Origin of the sequence: Nostoc sp. WHI, from assembly GCF_015714725.1 — a bacterium.
Lineage (GTDB): Bacteria > Cyanobacteriota > Cyanobacteriia > Cyanobacteriales > Nostocaceae > Nostoc.
In genome coordinates, this window is sequence record NZ_WBKM01000119.1 from 1 (window position 1) to 19,114 (window position 19,114).

At 43.4% G+C, this 19,114-nt stretch carries 10 protein-coding genes; 5 read left to right on the forward strand and 5 right to left on the reverse strand.

Going from position 1 to position 19,114, the window contains the following annotated elements:
- Window positions 1-325: 325 nt before the first annotated feature.
- From F8S12_RS11940 to F8S12_RS11950, 3 genes are all read right to left on the reverse strand, one after another.
- Complete coding sequence (locus tag F8S12_RS11940; RefSeq protein ID WP_196516494.1) at window positions 326-493, reverse strand: hypothetical protein; 168 nt, start codon at window positions 491-493, stop codon at window positions 326-328.
- A complete protein-coding gene (locus tag F8S12_RS11945; RefSeq protein ID WP_196516495.1) occupies window positions 490-4,752 on the reverse strand; it encodes a PAS domain S-box protein in 4,263 nt (1,420 codons plus the stop codon). Before F8S12_RS11945 ends, F8S12_RS11940 begins: the two co-directional genes overlap by 4 nt.
- Window positions 4,753-4,995: 243 nt before the next feature.
- Entirely contained in the window at window positions 4,996-7,152 is a 2,157-nt protein-coding gene (locus F8S12_RS11950; RefSeq protein WP_196516496.1) for a putative bifunctional diguanylate cyclase/phosphodiesterase, read from the reverse strand.
- 257 nt (window positions 7,153-7,409) lie between these two features.
- Here F8S12_RS11950 and F8S12_RS11955 point away from each other — a divergent pair, with 257 nt between their 5' ends.
- The gene (locus F8S12_RS11955; protein WP_196516497.1) at window positions 7,410-13,061 is read left to right on the forward strand and encodes an AAA family ATPase; all 5,652 of its coding nucleotides are present in this window, start codon (window positions 7,410-7,412) and stop codon (window positions 13,059-13,061) included.
- Window positions 13,054-13,533: a response regulator gene (locus F8S12_RS11960; RefSeq protein WP_196516498.1), complete on the forward strand. Its 480-nt coding sequence runs from the start codon at window positions 13,054-13,056 to the stop codon at window positions 13,531-13,533. Before F8S12_RS11955 ends, F8S12_RS11960 begins: the two co-directional genes overlap by 8 nt.
- A gap of 332 nt (window positions 13,534-13,865) precedes the next feature.
- On the opposite strand, the gene bioF is transcribed toward F8S12_RS11960, so the two are convergent.
- Window positions 13,866-15,044 (reverse strand): 8-amino-7-oxononanoate synthase, encoded by a 1,179-nt coding sequence (bioF, locus tag F8S12_RS11965; RefSeq protein WP_196516499.1) that lies wholly within the window; start codon window positions 15,042-15,044, stop codon window positions 13,866-13,868.
- A gap of 865 nt (window positions 15,045-15,909) precedes the next feature.
- On the opposite strand from bioF, the gene F8S12_RS11970 reads away from it, so the two are divergent.
- The gene (locus F8S12_RS11970) at window positions 15,910-16,305 is read left to right on the forward strand and encodes a hypothetical protein (protein ID WP_196516500.1); all 396 of its coding nucleotides are present in this window, start codon (window positions 15,910-15,912) and stop codon (window positions 16,303-16,305) included.
- 260 nt (window positions 16,306-16,565) lie between these two features.
- On the opposite strand, the gene F8S12_RS11975 is transcribed toward F8S12_RS11970, so the two are convergent.
- Window positions 16,566-17,309: a response regulator transcription factor gene (locus F8S12_RS11975; protein ID WP_196516501.1), complete on the reverse strand. Its 744-nt coding sequence runs from the start codon at window positions 17,307-17,309 to the stop codon at window positions 16,566-16,568.
- A 158-nt stretch (window positions 17,310-17,467) separates the two neighbouring features.
- Between F8S12_RS11975 and F8S12_RS11980 the strand changes: the two genes are divergently transcribed.
- Complete coding sequence (locus tag F8S12_RS11980) at window positions 17,468-18,532, forward strand: YheT family hydrolase (protein WP_196516502.1); 1,065 nt, start codon at window positions 17,468-17,470, stop codon at window positions 18,530-18,532.
- A 123-nt stretch (window positions 18,533-18,655) separates the two neighbouring features.
- A complete protein-coding gene (locus tag F8S12_RS11985; protein WP_196516503.1) occupies window positions 18,656-19,057 on the forward strand; it encodes a DUF433 domain-containing protein in 402 nt (133 codons plus the stop codon).
- Window positions 19,058-19,114 lie beyond the last annotated feature (57 nt).

The following is a 19,114-nucleotide window of genomic DNA, read 5'->3' on the forward strand; positions in this document are numbered from 1 at the left end:
ACACAAGTCTAATTACCCCCCTTAATCCCCCCTTGTAAAGGGGGGAAACCGGAAAATCTTGTTCCCTCCCCTTTGCAAGGGGAGGGTTAGGGTGGGGTAATTCGAGAACTGGTAGTGATTGGATAACTTGTGTGTACACCGTAGCCTTAAAAAGGGGGGAACCGGAATCAAAGTCTCCCAATTTATCGGGAGATTTAGAGGGATCTAAAACTTTTGATACCGACAAGAGGACTTTTCAAACATCCTCTAAGGGACTCAGGCTTTTTCTCGGCTTTTGCTACTCAAAATGGGTGTCTTTGATTTTATTTTGGACGAAAGTTCCAAATTAACTGGCGTGTTCCCAGTCACTAAGCAACTCATGTTCTTGTATTTTCTTGTCATGTTTGCGGAATGGTACTTTAGGAGTGCCAATATTCATGCTAAGAAAAGATTGTTTTCTTGTTTTTGCGGGTCTCTTTTCTTGTGTTGTTAAACTGATCTGTGGGGTTTTCATTGTTGATTATGGCCAATGAGATTGACGATCGCTGTAACTAAATCGATTGGTTCAACAGGTTTTGGTAGGTGTTTTTGAAATCCTGCTGCTAGTGCTTGATTGTAGTCAATTTCTCCAGCATAAGCAGTCAAAGCGATCGCGGGAATTTGTCCACCCTCCTCTGGCGCTAATTTTCTCACCTCGCGCAGCAGCATATAGCCATCCATGAAGGGCATTCCAATATCGCTTAATAGAATATCTGGTTTTAACTGAGCTAATGTTTCGAGTGCTTCAGTTGCCGATTCAACTGCCGCTACAGTTGCCCCATATTGCTCCAGCGCAAAGCTAAAAAAGTCTCGGACATCAGCTTGATCGTCTACAAGCAGGATTTGCACTCCCGAAAGTAATGAGTCTTGAGTGCTAAGTTCTGGTTGAGAAGTTTCAGCTTCAGTACTCTGAGTTCGTAACTCAGAACTTTTGAGCAAAGGTAGCTTAACTGTAAAGGTTGCCCCTTGTCCTTCTCCGAGACTATCTGCATGAACCGTACCACCGTGAAGTTCTACTAGATGGCGGACAATTGCCAGTCCTAATCCCAATCCGCCAAATACTCTAGTTGTTTTTGCATCTGCTTGCCGGAAGTAGTCAAATACGTAGGGCAAAAATTCCGGGTTGATTCCCTTACCTGTATCAATCACCTGGATTTGGGCATCGAACCCAACTTGCTCTAGACGCACTTCTACTCGTCCTTCAGTAGGCGTGAATTTTACGGCATTGGAGAGCAGATTCCACATTACTTGTTGTAAACGATCGCCATCGCCTAAAACTTTGCCGATATCATGACTCAGCACCGTTTGAATTTCAATTGACTTGGCTTCTGCTGCTAAACGCACCGTTTCTAGTGCAGATGCGATCGCTACTTTTAAATCCACTGCATGGAGTTCTAAATTTACCTTAGCTTGTAGAATCCGCGAAACATCAAGTAAATCTCCAATAAGTTGGGTTTGTAACTGGGCATTCCGCTCGATTGTTTCCAAAGCTCGGATTTTAGTGGCTTCGTCGAACTTGCGGGTTCGGAGCAACTTTGCCCACCCTAAAATCGGATTTAAGGGAGTTCTGAGTTCATGAGAAAGGACAGCGAGGAATTCATCCTTAATTCGGTTGGCTGTCTCGGCTTGTGCCCTTGCAGTCTTTTCTGCTTCGTAAAGTTGAGCGCGAGCGATCGCTTGTGCACACTGCTGTCCCAGTGTCAACATAAAATCCCGGTCTTCTTTGTTAAATATTTGGACAGTGATAAAGCTTAATCCCAGTGCGCCAATTATTTTGCCTTCTGCGATTAACGGAATAGAAGCCCAGGCTTTATTCCCGGTGAGAGCCACAGCATCTACTAAGTTGGGATAGTTTGCCATCAAGGCTGCTAAATTTTCTAAAAAAATCGGCTTTTTAGTTCTGACTGTTTCTGCTATTTGGTTAGCAGCAGTGATGGGAAAACTTGCCCAAGCATCTATGAGGGATTGCGGATAGCCAGTTGCTTGCACAACTTTCAAAGTACTTCCATCAGCAAGTAAGACAACGGAACCAGCCGTGGCTGACAAGGCGGCAATACCTTGGTTTACCACCACATCAGCTACCTGTTGGGGAGTTAGCGCTTCTGAGAGAGAGGCAGTTATCTTTTGTAAAAGTACCATGCGATTCACAGACTGCTCAGCTGCCTGTTTTGCCTCTTGAGTCTCCTGGTAGAGTCTGGCGTTGTCAATTGCTATCGCAGCCCGACGAGCAATATCCTCTGCTAAAGCCAAGTCTGTTTGTTTGTACTGCCGATTTGATTCGGCTGTAAAAAAAGAGATGGCTCCAAATAATTGCCCACGGGAACGGACTGGAATCACCATTAGAGAACGAATACCCAGGCTTCGCAGCAATTGCAGATGTGTCTCGTCTTGAGCCATGTAGACAAGATGAAAGTCAGATAATTCGGGGTAAAATACAGAAATTCCCAACTTTAGCTGCTCTACAAGGTATTTTGCTCTGCTTTTGGGTGGATAATGCCGTTGAATTTCCTCTAAGATATTTTGTTTTGCGGGATCGGCAGTAGCGATCGCAATTTGTTTACTTGACCAATCTTCCCGGAAAACATCTACAATACAACAATCAGCCAGGGTAGGAACTGCTAGATTAGCCACATTTTCCAAGGCAATTTCATAATCTAATGATGCAGCGAGTAAGGTACTGGCTTCGACTAAAAACTGTTGTGTCGTTTCAACTCGTTTGCGTTCGCTAATATCCTCGATAATACCCACGGCATACTTTGCTTGTCCGTTAGCATCCCAAACTGCTGATAAAGTCAGGTTTACCCAAACGATGGAAGCATCTTTGCGGATGTAGCGCTTCTCTATGGAATAACCACTAATTTCTCGTGCTAAAACTCGCCGAGCATTTTCCCAATTAACTTGCAAGTCGTCAGGGTGGCTAATTTCTTGAAAGTTCATCTGGATTAACTCTTCATAGCTGTACCCAGTAATGTCGCACAGGGCAGGATTAATTTGCAGAAATTGTCCATCAAACGTTATCAGAGTAATGCCTACAGCCGCTTGGTTGAACATTGCCCGGAATCTTTCTTCGCTTTCGCGCAACGCAACTTCTGTTTGCTTCGCTACTGTCACATCTGCGAGAATAATCCCAATTCCCACCGTTTCGTCCATATTGTTGTTGACTGGGTAATAGTTGCCCAGCCAGTAGCCGTAATGTTCAGGTTCTCCTCTTGTCTCACCGCTAATTTCCACATTTAGCAGGGGTTCTCCAGTATCCAACACACGCTGTAACTGTAGCTCAAATTCAGCCATCATTTTTGGGAACACTTCCCCAAACTTGCGTCCGAGATGCTCATCGATGGTTAAACCGTTAATGTCAGCAAAAACTTGATTAATTCGGATATATCTCAGTTCCCGATCCAAAAAGCCGACAGCCACGGGAGCGCCTGCGAACAGAGCATCTAAAAGAGACAGCGATTCGGCATAATGTACTAAAGCTTGGTGGATATCTCGATAAAGTCGGGCATTTTCCACCGCGAAGGCAGCCCGATAGGCAACATCATTTGCTAAAGTCAGGTCAGAGCGATCGTAGCGACGGTTTGATTCGGCGGTGACAAAGCTGATGCAGCCGAGTACTTGCCCTCGTGCTATTAAAGGCACAATCATCGCAGACTTGATCCCCAATTGCCGAACAATATCTAAGTGTTCTTGATTCTGAGTCATCGCTGCTAAGAACGAGTCAGATATCTCTGGGATTAATTCGCTTTGCCCGGTTTGTAGTACCCTAGTAATTGCATTCGCATCTTTGAAATCTGGTACATAGTGCTGAAGTTGACGCGCCCACTCTCCTTTAGTAGGATCTGCATGAGCGATCGGTAAGCGGCGAATGGAACCATCTTCATTCAAAATATCAACGGTACACCAATCAGCTAGCTGGGGAACTGAGATTTTAGCAATTTGTTCTAAGGTTTGTTCATAATCTAGCGAAGTAGAGAGTAGACTACTAATTTGGGCGAGATAGCGGAGTCTTTCCTCAGCCTGTTTGCGCTCAGTAATATTCACACCGACACAGGTAATACCTTGAATGCTATTGTCTACATCCTTTAGCGGTTCAACCAGCAAATCATAGTAACGGACTTCTCCACACACCGTCAGACAAATCTCTTCACGAGTTGAAACACCTCTTTCCAGCACTGTCTGCTTAATTGCCGTCAATTGCTCTGCTACTAAGGCTGGAAATAACTCATAGTCGGACTTACCCAGCGTTTCCTCAGCAGTTTTTGCACCCTGAGAATTATGAACCCACTGATACTGCAAATCTCGATCTTGCTGAAAGACTACGATATCTGAACTGCTTAGGGCTAATCGAAATCTTTCCTCACTCGCTTTTAGGTACTGTAGATTCACATCAACCCGTGTTTTAGCAGTTTTTAATGCCTCACATAGAATACTGAATAGCAATCCCTGTAATCCAAACAACCCAATTTGCACAACATTGGAGAAGTCAAAACTCAGATCATAGGTTGGCAAAAGAAAGAAGTAATCGCTCAGTACCGCAGACAAGAAGGTTGCTAACAGTCCTGATTTAAAACCACCATACCAGGCACTCACCATTACAGCGCTAAAGAATAACAGGAAAGGAGTTTTGCTCATGCCTAGCCAAGGGTCTATTGCTAACATCAACCCTAGTGCTAGTGCAACAATTAATACAGCAAAGCCATAACGCAGAAATGGGGAATGATAAATATGGGGCATGAAAATGTTTTGGAACAACCAATACTCATTGCAGAGGCTGTACATACCCTAAGCTAGTTTGTAAATTTTAGTAACTTATCTCCAGATAGATTTTTGTTTAGTTATAAAAAACCTCTTTTGTCAGAGGTTAATTTGTTATTTATCTGATATACCAATTAAAAGTTGAGCTTGATACTTTGAGATGAATAATAGCGTTTTGTTAAAATAAAATACTAAATGTAAGTTGTTCAGCAGTTAGCTGGATTAATCAGAGGACAAATACAAAGTTTTACTTGCTAAAAGTCCTTCTGCTGTCTCCTGGCTTAGAGGTTTAGAGAACAGATAACCTTGACCCAATTCGCATCCAAGTTGCTGTAACCAGTAAAGTTGCTGTGGTGTTTCGATACCTTCTGCAATAACGGCTAATCCGAGTTGATTGCTCAAAGCAATAATAGTACTAACGACCTGATAATTACGATTTCCTTCCTGCATCTGACTTACAAAGGAGCGATCAATCTTCAAATTATCAGCAGGTAAACGATGGAGATAATTGAGCGATGAATAACCACTACCAAAGTCATCAATGGTGATTTGAATCTTTCTAGCCTTTAATTGGGTTAATAAATCAATTGCATTACTGATATTTTCAATTAACATACTTTCGGTAATTTCTAGGGCTATAGAATCGCCTTCTAAACCTGTTTTGGCTAGGGTTTGATCGATGTCTTCAAGTAAGCTAACTTGGCGAATATCTTGAGCTGAGAGGTTAATACTCATCTTGAGCGGTAAGTGATTAGCAAACTTGGTTTTCCAGTTTGCCAGTTGTTGACAAGCTGTGTAGAACATCCAGCGATCAATTTGCACAATCAGTCCCGTTTCTTCGGCGATGGGAATAAATTCATCCGGCAGAATAAACCCGCGAGTTGGGTGTTTCCAGCGCGCCAATGCCTCAAATCCAATCAGCCGGATTGGTTGTAGCTGAGACTCCCAGGTAATGCCTTGGTTTTGCTCGTCGTAGGCATTGCTAAGGATGTCAACAATGGGCTGGTAATATATAACGAACTCTTGTCGTTCGATAGCTTTACGGATATCGGTTTCTAGAGTTAGTCTATTTACAGCTTGGGTGTGCATTTTTATATTAAAAATTTTGTACGAACTTCTATCTTGAGCTTTGGCTCGATACATGGCAATATCGGCATCTCGAAGTAAATCGGAGGCTTCAGAATAATCCTTTGTTCCTAAGACAATACCGATGCTCGTACTGATAACCACTTCCGAATCATTAAGGATCAATGGTGTTTGAAAATCTGTGAGTATCCGCTCAGTAATTTGAATTACTTTTTCAATACCAGAAATATCTTCCAGCATAATTACGAATTCGTCACCACCGATTCGGGCGACTAAATCAACGTCCCGCAGATGAGTTTTTAGCTTTTGAGCAATGATCTTTAGTAGTTGATCTCCAGCTAAGTGTCCTAAGCTGTCATTGATCACTTTGAACCGATCTAAGTCTAGAAACAAGACGGCATAACGATAGGTTTCTACTCGTTTGGCTCGGCTAATAGCTAGTTCCAGCCGTTCCACCAAAAGTATCCGATTCGGTAAACCTGTCAAGGGATCGTGCAAGGCATTGTGAATTATCAGTTCTTGTGCTTGTTTGCGATCGCTCACATCTAATAAAACACCATGCCAGACAATATCCCCGTTTTCTCGACACTCTAAACGAGCGCTTGTCTGTACCCACTTGAGTTTACCAGAGGGTGTAATTAATCGCCACTCATCAGAGAATGGCTTTAAAGTTTGAGCGCTTTCTTTAGCAGCCACATAAAATCTTGTCCGGTCATCAATATGAATTTGTGCTAAACAAAGAGCGGCATTTGCTAAAATTTCATCTGGTGCTAATTCTAGAAGGTCTAAACAGCCTAAACTGATGTATTCAAAGACAACAGAACCATTAAAATAATGTACAAAGCTGTAAATCATTCCCGGTATATTAGACGCTAACGTTTGAAGCAGATTTTGAGCTTGTTTGCGCTCTGCCCGCACTTGAGCATCCCGAAGTTCTCGACGCACTGCCATTGGCAATCGGCTTAAGTTGTCTTTCATTACATAATCATGAGCACCCGCTTTCATCATTTCCACAGCAGATACTTCGCCAATTGTGCCAGAAACGAGAATGAAAGGAATATCTTTGTGACTCTGCTTGGCTATTTCCAGAGCCGTAGGAGCATTGAATCCAGGCAATCGGTAATCTGAAATGATCACATCCCAGGTACGGCTATTGAGGGCTGTGTGTAGCTCTTGAGCCGTTTGGACACGCTGCCAGATTGGATTGAAACCACCGCGACGCAGTTCATAGAGAACTAACATGGCATCGGTTTCTGAATCTTCAACCATCAGGACGTTCAAGGGTTCATTCATACCTTATAATCTCCTTGGTGGCTTTTGAGTTAATCCGCCACATTTTCATCCTAAACAACACCAATTATTTGTAAACTGGGGCAATTAACGGCCGTTCAAGTGGCTGGCTAATCTTAGCCTTATCTGCGTTCAAGGGAGAAATCAGAAATAGGATCTTTAATGAATTAATCAGGGGTTAGACTATTGTATAGTCGGCTTTGTCTTTGTGAGGCAACCATAGTTTACCCCTCAGTGTAGCAATCGAAGGCGGTTGAACCATGCTAAAAATTCCTGAATATAAAATCTGGATAAAAATCCATGAAAGTGCTACTTCACGAGTCTATCGGGGAATTCGTAAACGAGATAATTTACCTGTAATCTTCAAGATTTTGAAGGAAGACTACCCCACACCAGAGGAAATCACGCGTTATAAGCTCGAATACGAAATTACGCACAGTTTATCATTAAAAGGTGTTATCCAGGCTTACGGCTTGCAGCAATATCAAAGTACTTTTGTGATCATTCTGGAGGATTTTGGGGGGGAATCTTTAACGAAAATTATCGCTACAAGAAGGTTTTCCTTAATAGAGTTTCTGAAGTTAGCCGTACAGATCACTGAGAGTTTAAGCGAAATTCATACCGAGAATATTATTCATAAGGACATCAATCCATCCAATATTGTTTTAAATCTAGAAACACAACAACTTAAAATTATTGACTTTGGGATTTCAACTGCTTTATCGCGGGAGACATTAACTCTCAAAAATCCAACAGTATTAGAGGGAACACTGGCTTACATCTCTCCAGAGCAAACAGGCAGAATGAACCGTTCTCTGGACTACCGAACTGATTTTTACTCTCTAGGTGTTACCTTTTATCAACTATTGACCCATCGGTTGCCCTTTGAATCTAGTGATGCTTTGGAGTTAATTCATTATCACCTGGCTCTGGAACCTGTTCCACCCCATGTTATCGATCCAGAGATTCCTATAATAGTATCAGAAATTGTCTTAAAACTGTTAGCGAAAACAGCACAAGAACGTTATCAAAGTGCCTGGGGAATTAAAACTGATTTAGAACAGTGTCTAATCCAAGTAGAACATTCGGGACTAATTGAGTCTTTTGCTTTAGCGCAACAGGATATTTCTGATAAATTTCATATCCCGGAAAAACTCTATGGAAGAGAAAGGGAGGTTGAGATATTACTACAGGCGATCGCTAGAATAGCATCTTCTCAAGTTGAACTGATGCTAATAGCAGGATACTCCGGCATTGGCAAGTCAGTTTTGGTGCAGGAAATTTATCGGCCGATTACACAACAACGGGGCTACTTTGTTTCGGGTAAATTTGACCAGTATCAGCGTAATATCCCTTACTTTGCGATCGCCCAAGCCTTTGGATCACTCATCAAACAATTATTGACCGAAGACGAAGTGCAGTTGTGTCAGTGGCGAGATAACCTCTTAACTGCCCTCGCTTCAAACAGTCGGGTGATTACGCAGCTAATTCCAGCATTGGAATTGATTGTGGGCAATCAACCAGATGTACCTGTTCTACCGCCGACGGAAGCCCAAAATCGCTTTAACCAAGTCTTCCAAAATTTTATTCGCGTCTTTACCCAGCCACAACATCCGCTAGTGATCTTTTTGGATGATCTTCAGTGGGCAGATAATGCCTCTCTGAAGCTGATCCAACTGCTAGCTACCACTGAGGGGCAATCTTTGTTGTTGATGGGGGCATACCGGGATAACGAGGTCAATGCAGCCCATCCTTTAATCCAAATGGTAGAGGAAATCCGGCAGGGTGGAGGAGTGGTAAACCAACTTTTTCTCTCTCAATTGAGCCTACCTAATATCAATCAATTGATTGCTGATACATTACACTGCCAACCAGAGGATTCCCTGCCTTTAGCTGATTTGGTACAACAAAAAACTGGTGGCAATCCCTTTTTCATGAATGAATTTTTGAAATCTCTCTACACTGAAAAGCTACTGGAATTTGATTGCCCAACAAAGAAATGGCAATGGTCGATAGAGCAAATTCAGAATCGGGGGATTACTGATAATATTGTGGATTTGATGGCAGGTAAGATTCAAAAGCTCAATGAGCAGACGCAACAAGTATTGCAGCTATCTGCCTGTATTGGCAACTGTTTTGATCTGGAAACGCTGGCATTTGCTGCTGAACTATCCCAGCAAGAAACGGCACAGGCTTTGGGAGCGGCGATCGCCGAAGGGTTGATTGTGTCCATGAGCAATGCCCACAAAGCGGTTGTGTTAGATGTGCAACTTCCTAGCAACCCCACCATTGAATATAAATTTGCTCATGATCGCATTCAGCAGGCAGCCTATTCTCTGATTTCGGAAGCCGAGCAAAGAAAGACTCATTGGCAAGTGGGAAAGTGCTTGTTGCAAATGACTTCCCCCGAACAGTTAAAAGACAAGATTTTTGATATCACTAACCAACTGAATCTAGGCAGAAAATTTAGAGAAACTCAATCCGAGCAGGATAATTTGTCTCGGTTAAACCTAATGGCAGGAGAAAAAGCAAAAGCATCAGCCGCTTATGACGCTGCTTTACGATATTTGCAAACTGGTATGGAACTGCTGACAACGGATAGCTGGCAAACAGACTATGATCTTACTCTTACCCTGTATAGTGCAACCGCAGAAGCAGCCTATCTGAGCGGTAATTTCGAGCAGGTAGAGCAACTCTTCCAACAGGTAATTGATCAAGCAAGAACCATATTAGCCACTTTAAAAGTATACGATGTCAAAATTCAGACTTATGTCGCTCAAAATAAATTACTAGAAGCGATTCAGATTGGTTTACAGTTACTTGAGCAATTAAGAGTTCACCTCCCCAGCCAGCCAACCTTTGAGGATGTTCAGCAAGCGCTCTCGAAAACTGTTTCAAAACTCGCAAACAGACCCATTGAAGATTTGGTTAACCTGCCAATGATGTCTGAGCCAGAGGTGCTGGGGGCAATGCAGCTTTTGGCAAGGATGTGTGCATCAGCTTATTTGGCAGTACCTCCCCTATTCCTGCTGATTGTACTCAAGATGGTAGATTTGCTGGTTGAGTACGGAAATATGATGTTGGCTCCCTTTGCCTATGCCGCTTATGGGATTATTCTCTGTGGAGTTGTATTTGAGATTGAGGCAGGTTATCAATTTGGTCAACTGGCGTTAAGTTTGCTGGATCGCCTAGATGCTAAACCCATTGAAGCCAGAACCTTATTCCCGATTAGCGACCAGATTAATGTTTGGAGGACACATCTAAGAGAAAGTCTCAAGCCACTCCAGAATTGCTATCAGGTTGGTATTGAGCAGGGCGATTTAGAGTTTGCTGGCTACGCTGCCATGCATTTTTGTGGTTATTCATTTGCGGTAGGTCAACCTCTAGCTGAACTACAATTACACCTGACCAATTATGCCCAGGCAGTGAAACACCTCAAGCACTCAGCTGGCATTCATTTCGTGGAGATTTGCTGGCAGACTGTTTTGAACTTGATTGAGGAAGTTGCAGATCCTAGCATTTTATCAGGTCAAGCTTATGATCAAGCAATCCGGCTACCCCAGATGCAACAAACCAATTTTCACGGAGGTTTGTTCTATTTCTATTTGAATAAATTATTTCTGTGTTATCTGTTTGACGATGCAAATCAGGCGATCGCCAATGCTGTTCTAGCACAAGAATATTTACCAGCCATGACCGGAACGGCGTTGGTTGCGATCTTTCGGTTTTACGATTCTTTATCCCAACTGGCGGTGTATTCCAACACAGATGCCGCAAAACAGTCAGAGTTGCTGGAGCAGGTAGCAGAAAATCAGGCAAAAATGCAGCTTTGGGCGCACCATGCTCCGATGAACTATTTGCACAAGTGGCACTTGGTAGAAGCAGAACGACATCGAGTATTGGGTGAGGTGGTAGAAGCAATGGATGCCTACGATCGCGCGATCGCCCTGGCAAGGGAAAACGAATATCTGCAAGAAGAGGCTTTAGCTAACGAACTAGCAGCAAAGTTTTATCTGGCAAATAACCGGATGATGATTGCCAAAGCCTATCTACAAGAGGCGAAGTATGGTTATTTAAGGTGGGGGGCAACCGCTAAAGTCCAAGATTTAGAGAAGCAATATCCCCAACTGCTAGAACTGCGATCGCTAAGAACCGGAACACGTAAACTTGACATTACAGAATCGGGTTCAACCAAATTAGAAGCACTTGACCTAGAAACGGTGTTAAAAGCCTCTCAGGCGATCGCTAGTGAAATTCTCTTAGATAAACTCCTGGCAAAACTGATGAGCATCTTGATTGAGAATGCCGGGGCGCAAACAGGTTATCTGATTTTGCCAACACAAGACGAATGGCGGATTGAGGCGATGGGGTCGATTGGTGATGAGAAAGTAGCCGTTTTGCAATCAATTCCTCTGGAATCAATATCAGCAGTAAACAGCACTCCTTACTTGCCAACTGCCCTGATTAATTACGTAGTTCGCACCCAAGAAAGCGTCGTCCTCAATAATGCTGCTCAATTCGGCAACTTTCAATCTGAACCTTGGATTGTTCAGCACAAATCGAAGTCGATTCTTTGTGCGCCTCTATTAAACCAGGGAAAACTAACGGGAATTGTTCTTTTAGAAAACAATATTACCACCAGCGCATTTACCCCGGAGCGAATTAAAATCCTCAGTCTACTTTCTACTCAGGCAGCTATTTCCATTGACAGTGCCCGTCTGTTGAAGCACCAGGGAGAACTGAATGAATCTTTACGAGATGAAATTGCCGAACGTCAGCAAGCCGAGAAAGAGCGCGATCGCTTGATTGCCATCCTGGAAGCATCCACTGATCATATTGGTATGGCAACCCCCCAAGGTAATGTTTTCTGGAATAATGCTCAAGCTAGGAAACTGGCAGGGATACCACTAGATGCAAACCTTTCTAAGATAAGTATCCCCAACTACCATCCCCAGTGGGCATTAGAGATTGTGCAAAATCAAGGCATTCCGGCGGCGATTCAAGATGGGAGCTGGGTTGGTGAAACCGCTTTGTTGGATAGTGATGGCAGAGAAATTCCGGTTTCCCAAATGATCATTGCTCACAAAACATCAGATGGCAGTCTGGAATATTTTTCTACCATCATGCGCGACATCAGCGCCCTGAAAGCGGTAGAGGCAGAAGTCCGCCAACTCAATGCTGAATTAGAAGAACGGGTAATGCAGAGGACTGCCCAATTGGAGGCTGCGAACAAAGCGTTGGAGGCTTTTTCTTACTCTGTTTCCCATGATTTGCGGGCACCCCTACGGGCGATCGCGGGTTTTTCTAGAATAATGCAAGAAGATTACGGACAGCAACTCGATTCAGAAGCCAATCGTTACCTAAAAGTTGTGCGGGACAATGCCAAACGCATGGGTGAGTTGATCGATGATCTGTTGAATTTATCCCGCCTGGATCGTAAGGATATGTCCCGGCAACCCGTCTTGTCAAATGAGGTGATTCAAACGGTGCTGAGTGATTTGGCTCCAGATTTGGTGGATCGTCAGATTGAGTTTGCGATCGCCGATTTACCCGGATGTCAAGCTGATATTTCCCTGCTCAAACAAGTCTGGATAAACCTGTTGTCCAATGCGATCAAGTACACCCGCCACAAATCCATTGCCTACATTGAAGTGGGTTATGAAGTTATGGATGGGGAAGGAGTGTATTTCATCAGAGATAATGGAGCAGGATTTGATATGCGGTATGCCGATAATCTGTTTGGGGTATTTCAACGTCTGCACCGCGAACAAGAGTTTGAAGGTACTGGGATTGGACTGGCGATCGTTCAACGCATTATTCAACGCCACAGTGGGCGTATCTGGGCCGAAGCAGCAGTTGATCAAGGCGCGACTTTTTACTTCACCATTCCCAATAAATTAACCCATGACTGACCAACCCATTGATCAGCCCACTGCCCCATTTTCCAACCAATCAATTTCCATTTTGTTAGTTGAAGATAATCCTGCTGATGCAGAACTAGCTATCCGGGCATTGCGTAACAACAGAATTGGTAACCATATTCAACTGCTCCAAGATGGAGCAGAAGCCTTAGATTTTATCTTTTGTCGGGGAGACTATGCCCACCGTAGCATGACAAATCAACCCAAAGTCATTTTACTGGATTTGAAACTGCCAAAGGTGAGTGGATTGGAAGTTTTACGGCAACTCAAGTCTGATCCACAGACACAAATGATTCCGGTTGTGGTGCTGACATCTTCCGCCCAAGACCGGGATATGATCGAGAGTTACAAGCTTGGGGTAAATAGCTACATCGTCAAACCTGTTGATTTTGAACAATTCAACCAGGTAGTCCAACAGCTTGGTTTTTATTGGGTATTATTTAACCAACTGCCAGTTTTGTGAGAGGCAAGAACAGTTCCGAGTTCTGAGTAAAGAAGTGAGATTCCCAACTCAGCACTCTTGACTCTTGACTCTTGACTCTTGACTCAGCACTGAATGGTACTAAGAAAAGCCCAAAGGCTTGTGTAACCTCGTTCCCAGTCTTAGACTGGGAATGTATTCTGAGAGGCTCTGCCTCTCGTCAAGAAAGAGGAGGCGGAGCCTCCCAATAGGATTCCCAGCCTAGAGGCTGGGAACCAGTCAGGGCAAGGGCTGTATCTTAACTTAGTGCCATTCGACTCAGCACTCAGCACTCAGCACTCAGCACTCAGCACTCTTCACTCAGCACTCAGCACTCAGCACTCACTACTCAGCACTCTCCTTAGCACTGCTACCAATTTGTCAATGTGTGCTGGTTCATGAGTTGCCATCAAAGATATTCTGATCCGACTTGTGGACACTGTGGGGGGACGAATTGCTGGGGCAAAAATGCCAGCATCTCTTAACTGCTTTCCAGCTTTGAGGGCATCTGTAGCACTGGGCAATTGAAAACATAATATAGGTGATTCTGAAGGCAGTAATTTTAGATTAGGTAACTGTTGGTGCAGTAAATTTTTCAAGTAATGGACATTTTTCCACAATTGGGCACGGCGTTGCGGTTCTTGTTGCACTATCTTGACTGCTGCTAACGCTGCTGCTGTATCAGCAGGTGAAAGCCCAGTGGTGTAAATCCAACTGGGTGCACGGTTCCGCAAAAAGTCAATTAGAGCATTACTTCCGGCTACGTATCCGCCTAAACTTCCCAAAGCTTTACTCAAAGTGCCAATTTGAATTAACTGCTTTCCCGTACATCCAAAATGCTCGACACACCCAGCCCCAGTTTTTCCTAGTACCCCGGTGGCATGAGCTTCATCAACTAGCAGCATACAGTTAAACTGATCAGCGAGATCCAAGAGTGCAGGTATTGGACATAAATCGCCATCCATACTGAAGACGCTATCAGTAAGAATCAAACAGCGTCGGTAGTTTTGTCTGTGCCAATTCAATTGGGTTTTCAGGACTGCCAAATCACAGTGCGGATATTCCACAACTTTTGCACCACTGAGAATTGCCCCATTTTTCAGACTGGAATGATTGTACTGGTCAGATAAAATTAAATCGCGTTTGCCTACAAGGGCGGTAATTGCACCCAAATTGGCTAGATACCCGGAACTGAACACCAAGGCATCTTCTGTTTGTTTGGTCGATGCGATCGCCTCCTCTAACTCCCTGTGTAATTCTCTATGCCCACTGAGTAATCTAGAACCAGTACTCCCAGTGCCAAATTCTTCAATAGCCGCAGTTGCCGCTACTATTAACTGCTGATCCCCCGCAAGTCCTAAATAATCATTGCTGGCAAAATTAATTACCTCTTGCCCAGCTAAAACCACTGTTGCACCTGGGCGACCGTGGATTGTTTGTACTGAACGATACCAGTCTGCCCGATGAATCGTTGCTAGAGATTCATCTAGCCAGGCATAAGGGTTAGTGGGCATAGGGGGCAGGGAGTAGGGCTGTTTCATTCCACAAGGGCAAGAAGTTTGTCAATATCATGACAGAGAAATCTTTGAGCAGTTGTGATAGAAGCATGACCATTGCGACGGAGTATATTAAGTGTGTTAGCGATCGCGTCCCTCAACACTTGCTATTTTAGATCAATTAAGATTGCAACACATCCTTCCGTGTACACACAAGTCTTTCCTAAAACCTCAAGAAAGGTTATGCTACGCAAAACCTGTCCCTCTCCTTAGTAAGGAGAGGGATGTCCGCCAGGACAGGGTGAGGTTTTCCAAGGATTTCGGGTAATTCGATGACTTGTGTGTACACCATAGCTTTTTAAAGACGCGATTCATCGCGTCTCTACAGATGGTCTATTTGTCGCCTTCTTTTTTAAAATTGGTATTAGCGTTACATTAAAGCTTTTTTGAGTTGAAGCAAGCTGTTGTTAGCAAGATTGCAATTTTCTGACTAAATATCACGCTTGTCGTGACTAACGTCGCAATTTTTTGACTAATCATCACGCTTGTCGTGACTAATGTCGCAATTTTTTAACTAATATCATGCTTGTCGTGACTAATGTCGCAATTTTTGTTAAGACTGCTAAAGTTATCGTTACACTAAATACCACTTTCCTCAAAAGTGACTGTATAGTTCGCCCCTCGTAGAGTCACTTTACAGGTAATAAATATAACTATTATACATTAGATAAATATAAGTAATTTACGCCAATGCTTGAAAGCACTACCGAAATTGTCGGAAAATTTTGTTAGAAAAAATACATTATTTAGTTAATTTTGCTGAACCGGAATGCATAGCTAGTAAGACAAGGTAGTTCCAGAACTTTCTCAAAGGAATGCCTTTATGCCTCGTCAAAAACGTACATCCCGCGTTCTAGAAAAAGCTGTGTTGAGATCCGCTAGTCTCAGAGCGATTGACCCAAGCATGGATTTTGGGGATGCACGCAACTTAACTAATTTAATAGAACTAATGGCTCAACTACGTACCAAGATAAATGAGTATAATACTGCTCTTACCGTGGTGGACTCCTACAAAAGCGAGATTGATGAATTAGAAAAAACCTTAAATAATCTCTCTGACCAGATGCTACTGGGAATTGCCTTTAAATACGGCAAAGACAGCAGCGAATATGAAATGGCGGGTGGTGTTCGCAAAAGAGAACGCATCCGCAGAAGCGTAGCCGGCCGCTTAAAAGCTGTTCCAGATGAAGTATCTAGTAACGACACCCAAACTGCGTAGTAAGCTAATGTAGTTTTGATTTGCATAAGCAAAACTACACGTTGTAGGGGCAATTCATGAATTGCCCCTAACTGAAAATAAGGGTTTCGGCTATTGTTTGCGTAAGTCCTATTATCATCAGTTGACTTTTTGCAAAGGTCTTGACTTTAGATCAATCCCCTTGGGATAAGATGATTTGCCTGTCGATGAGGCTTGTAGAGATGTTGCAATGCAACGTCTCTACACCTCATGGCAAAGTTTAAGGGAATTTAGGGTAATTTCTATTCAACGACTGTCACAGAAGCCCCTTCACTCACCTGAGGTATACTGGGTAACTCAAGACAGTATCCAGCACCATACACTGTCTTGATATAGCGGGGATGGCGGGGATCTGGTTCTAACTTGGTTCTTAAGTGGCGAATATGGACTCGAATCGTTTCAATGTCGTCATCAGGATCGTAGCCCCAAACTTCTCTGAGGATTTCGCTGGGGGAAACTGTTTGACCGTGGCGTTGAAGCAAGCAGTGAAGTAGCTCAAATTCCAAATGAGTCAATTTCACTGTGTCATTGAACCAAATTGCCTCAAATCTTTCGGGAACGAGGGTCAGTGAACCATAATTAAGAATTTCACTATGCTTTGCTGCTTGGGGAATGCGGTCAGTACGCCGCAAAAGTGCCCGCACCCGTGCCAGCATTTCTTCAAGTTCAAAAGGCTTGGTGAGGTAGTCGTCTGCGCCAGCATTGAAGCCTTCTACCTTGTTCTGAGTTTGGCTCAAAGCCGTCAACATTAGCACGGGAATCTCAGAGGTGCGATCGTCACGACGCAGGCGTTGGCAAACGGTAAATCCATCTACTCTGGGCAACATCAAATCGAGCATGATCAAGTCTGGTTGTAGCTGGAGAGCCAGCGCTTGACCTTTAATGCCGTCTTCAGCTTGACTAACATCGTAGCCAGCCATTTCCAAGTTGACGGCAACTAGTTCTGAAATCGCTGGGTCATCGTCTATGACAAGAATCCTCGGCATTCTTAAAAAATTATTACTACTTGATTAACGATAAATAAGAGCTTTGTCTAGATACAAAGATTTCTGCATCGATTATGAAAAAGTTTTTAAATCTTACATAAATATTAAGATTAAATGACTGTGAAATCAAGACTTAACTAAACAAAATCTTATAGTCTATGATGTGCTATGCTCGCCCCTACAATCCGTCTTGGTTTTTACAAAACGGTGTGATGATGACTGTATACACCGCTTTGTGGGGAAGCCGTTACTGGAAAACTACTACTTCATTGCAAGAACCGTCTTATCACGAAAAAATATTTCCAGGTGGTCAAGGTGTGCCAATTTTTGGCTTGGTTGCCATCCCTGAAAATGCTCACAGCACGATTATCGGTACTTATGGCATTACAGGAGAGTTAGAAACAGAATGGTTTTTGAGAGTGCTAGGACGTAAGGCTTACGCTCAAGGATACGCTGTGGTGTTATTTGATTGGCGTGCCCACGGCAAAACCGCAAAATTGTCGCCGGCTCTAACTTCCGATGGTTTGTATGAAGGAGAAGATTTTGTTCGCATCGCCGCTACTGCTAAGGAAATGGGATGTCCGGGAAAATTTTGGTTTACAGGGTATTCTTTAGGAGGGCAATTAGCGCTATGGGCGGTGAAGGTATCTGGTGAGGTGATTAGAGAACATGAGGATTTGGGACTAGAAGATAGTGATATTGGCGGAGGTATGGTGATTTGTCCCAGTTTGGATTCGGAGCGATCGCTATCTTATCTAGTTACAAAGCCCTTTGGTAGATATTTGGAAGCGGGAATTGCCCGAAATTTAAAAAAACTGGCATGGCAAATACATGATGCCCATCCTGGAAGCATTGATACGGCAGCCATTGAACGGGCGAATAGTATCTGGGGTTTTGACAATGAATTGGTAATTAACCAACTAGGTTTTTCTTCTGTAGAAGCATATTACCAAGCCAGCAGCGCTCTACAAATATTGCCGCAAATCTCGAAACCGACTTTGATTATTTATGCTGCCGATGACCCACTTTTTGACCCAGCCATCATACCGGAATTGCAAGATGCTTGCGATCGCAATCCTGCAATAGATTTGTTACTCACTCAGTACGGCGGCCATGTTGGCTATTTGAGTAGCAAAGAGTGCCAGCGTCAGGTACAAGATTCTGACCCTTGGTGGGCATGGAATCGGGTTTTACAATGGTTGGAGCAACAGCGTAATTCGTAATTCGTAATTCGTAATTTAGAAATAAAAAAGGAGTCTTATATTAGGATTGCCTTTGATGGCAAAGGTTAAGATAGGATTTGTTTAGCAAAATGTTATTATTCAGTAGGTAGGAAGAATATATAGATGACATCTGACTCTTTTAATTTGCCTCTTCTGTTAAGGCAAAAAGCCCAAAGATATGCTGCAAGCCTTGGCATTTCTCTTGAGCAATTTATTGTCTCGGCTGTAGCTGAAAAGGTCGAGATTTTAACTGAGCATCATAAATATCTTGTGTTTCCTGAGCTTACTTCCCGTTGGGGTGCTAGTGGTTTAGCAGTGCCAATAGTGCATGGAACTGGCTTGCGGGTGCAGACTTTGGCCATCGCATCTCAACAATGGGGATTATCCGCAGAGCAAATTACTGCTGAGTATGATTTGAGTGAGGCTCAGGTGAATGCAGCCCTGGCTTTTTATGCTGTCCATCAGCAAGAAATCGATGAGGCGATCGCATTTGAAGTAGCTCTCGAATCAGTTCACAATGTCTAAGGCTCTATTACATTTAGATGCTGATACATCAATTAAAGCTTTACATTTAGCTTTGAT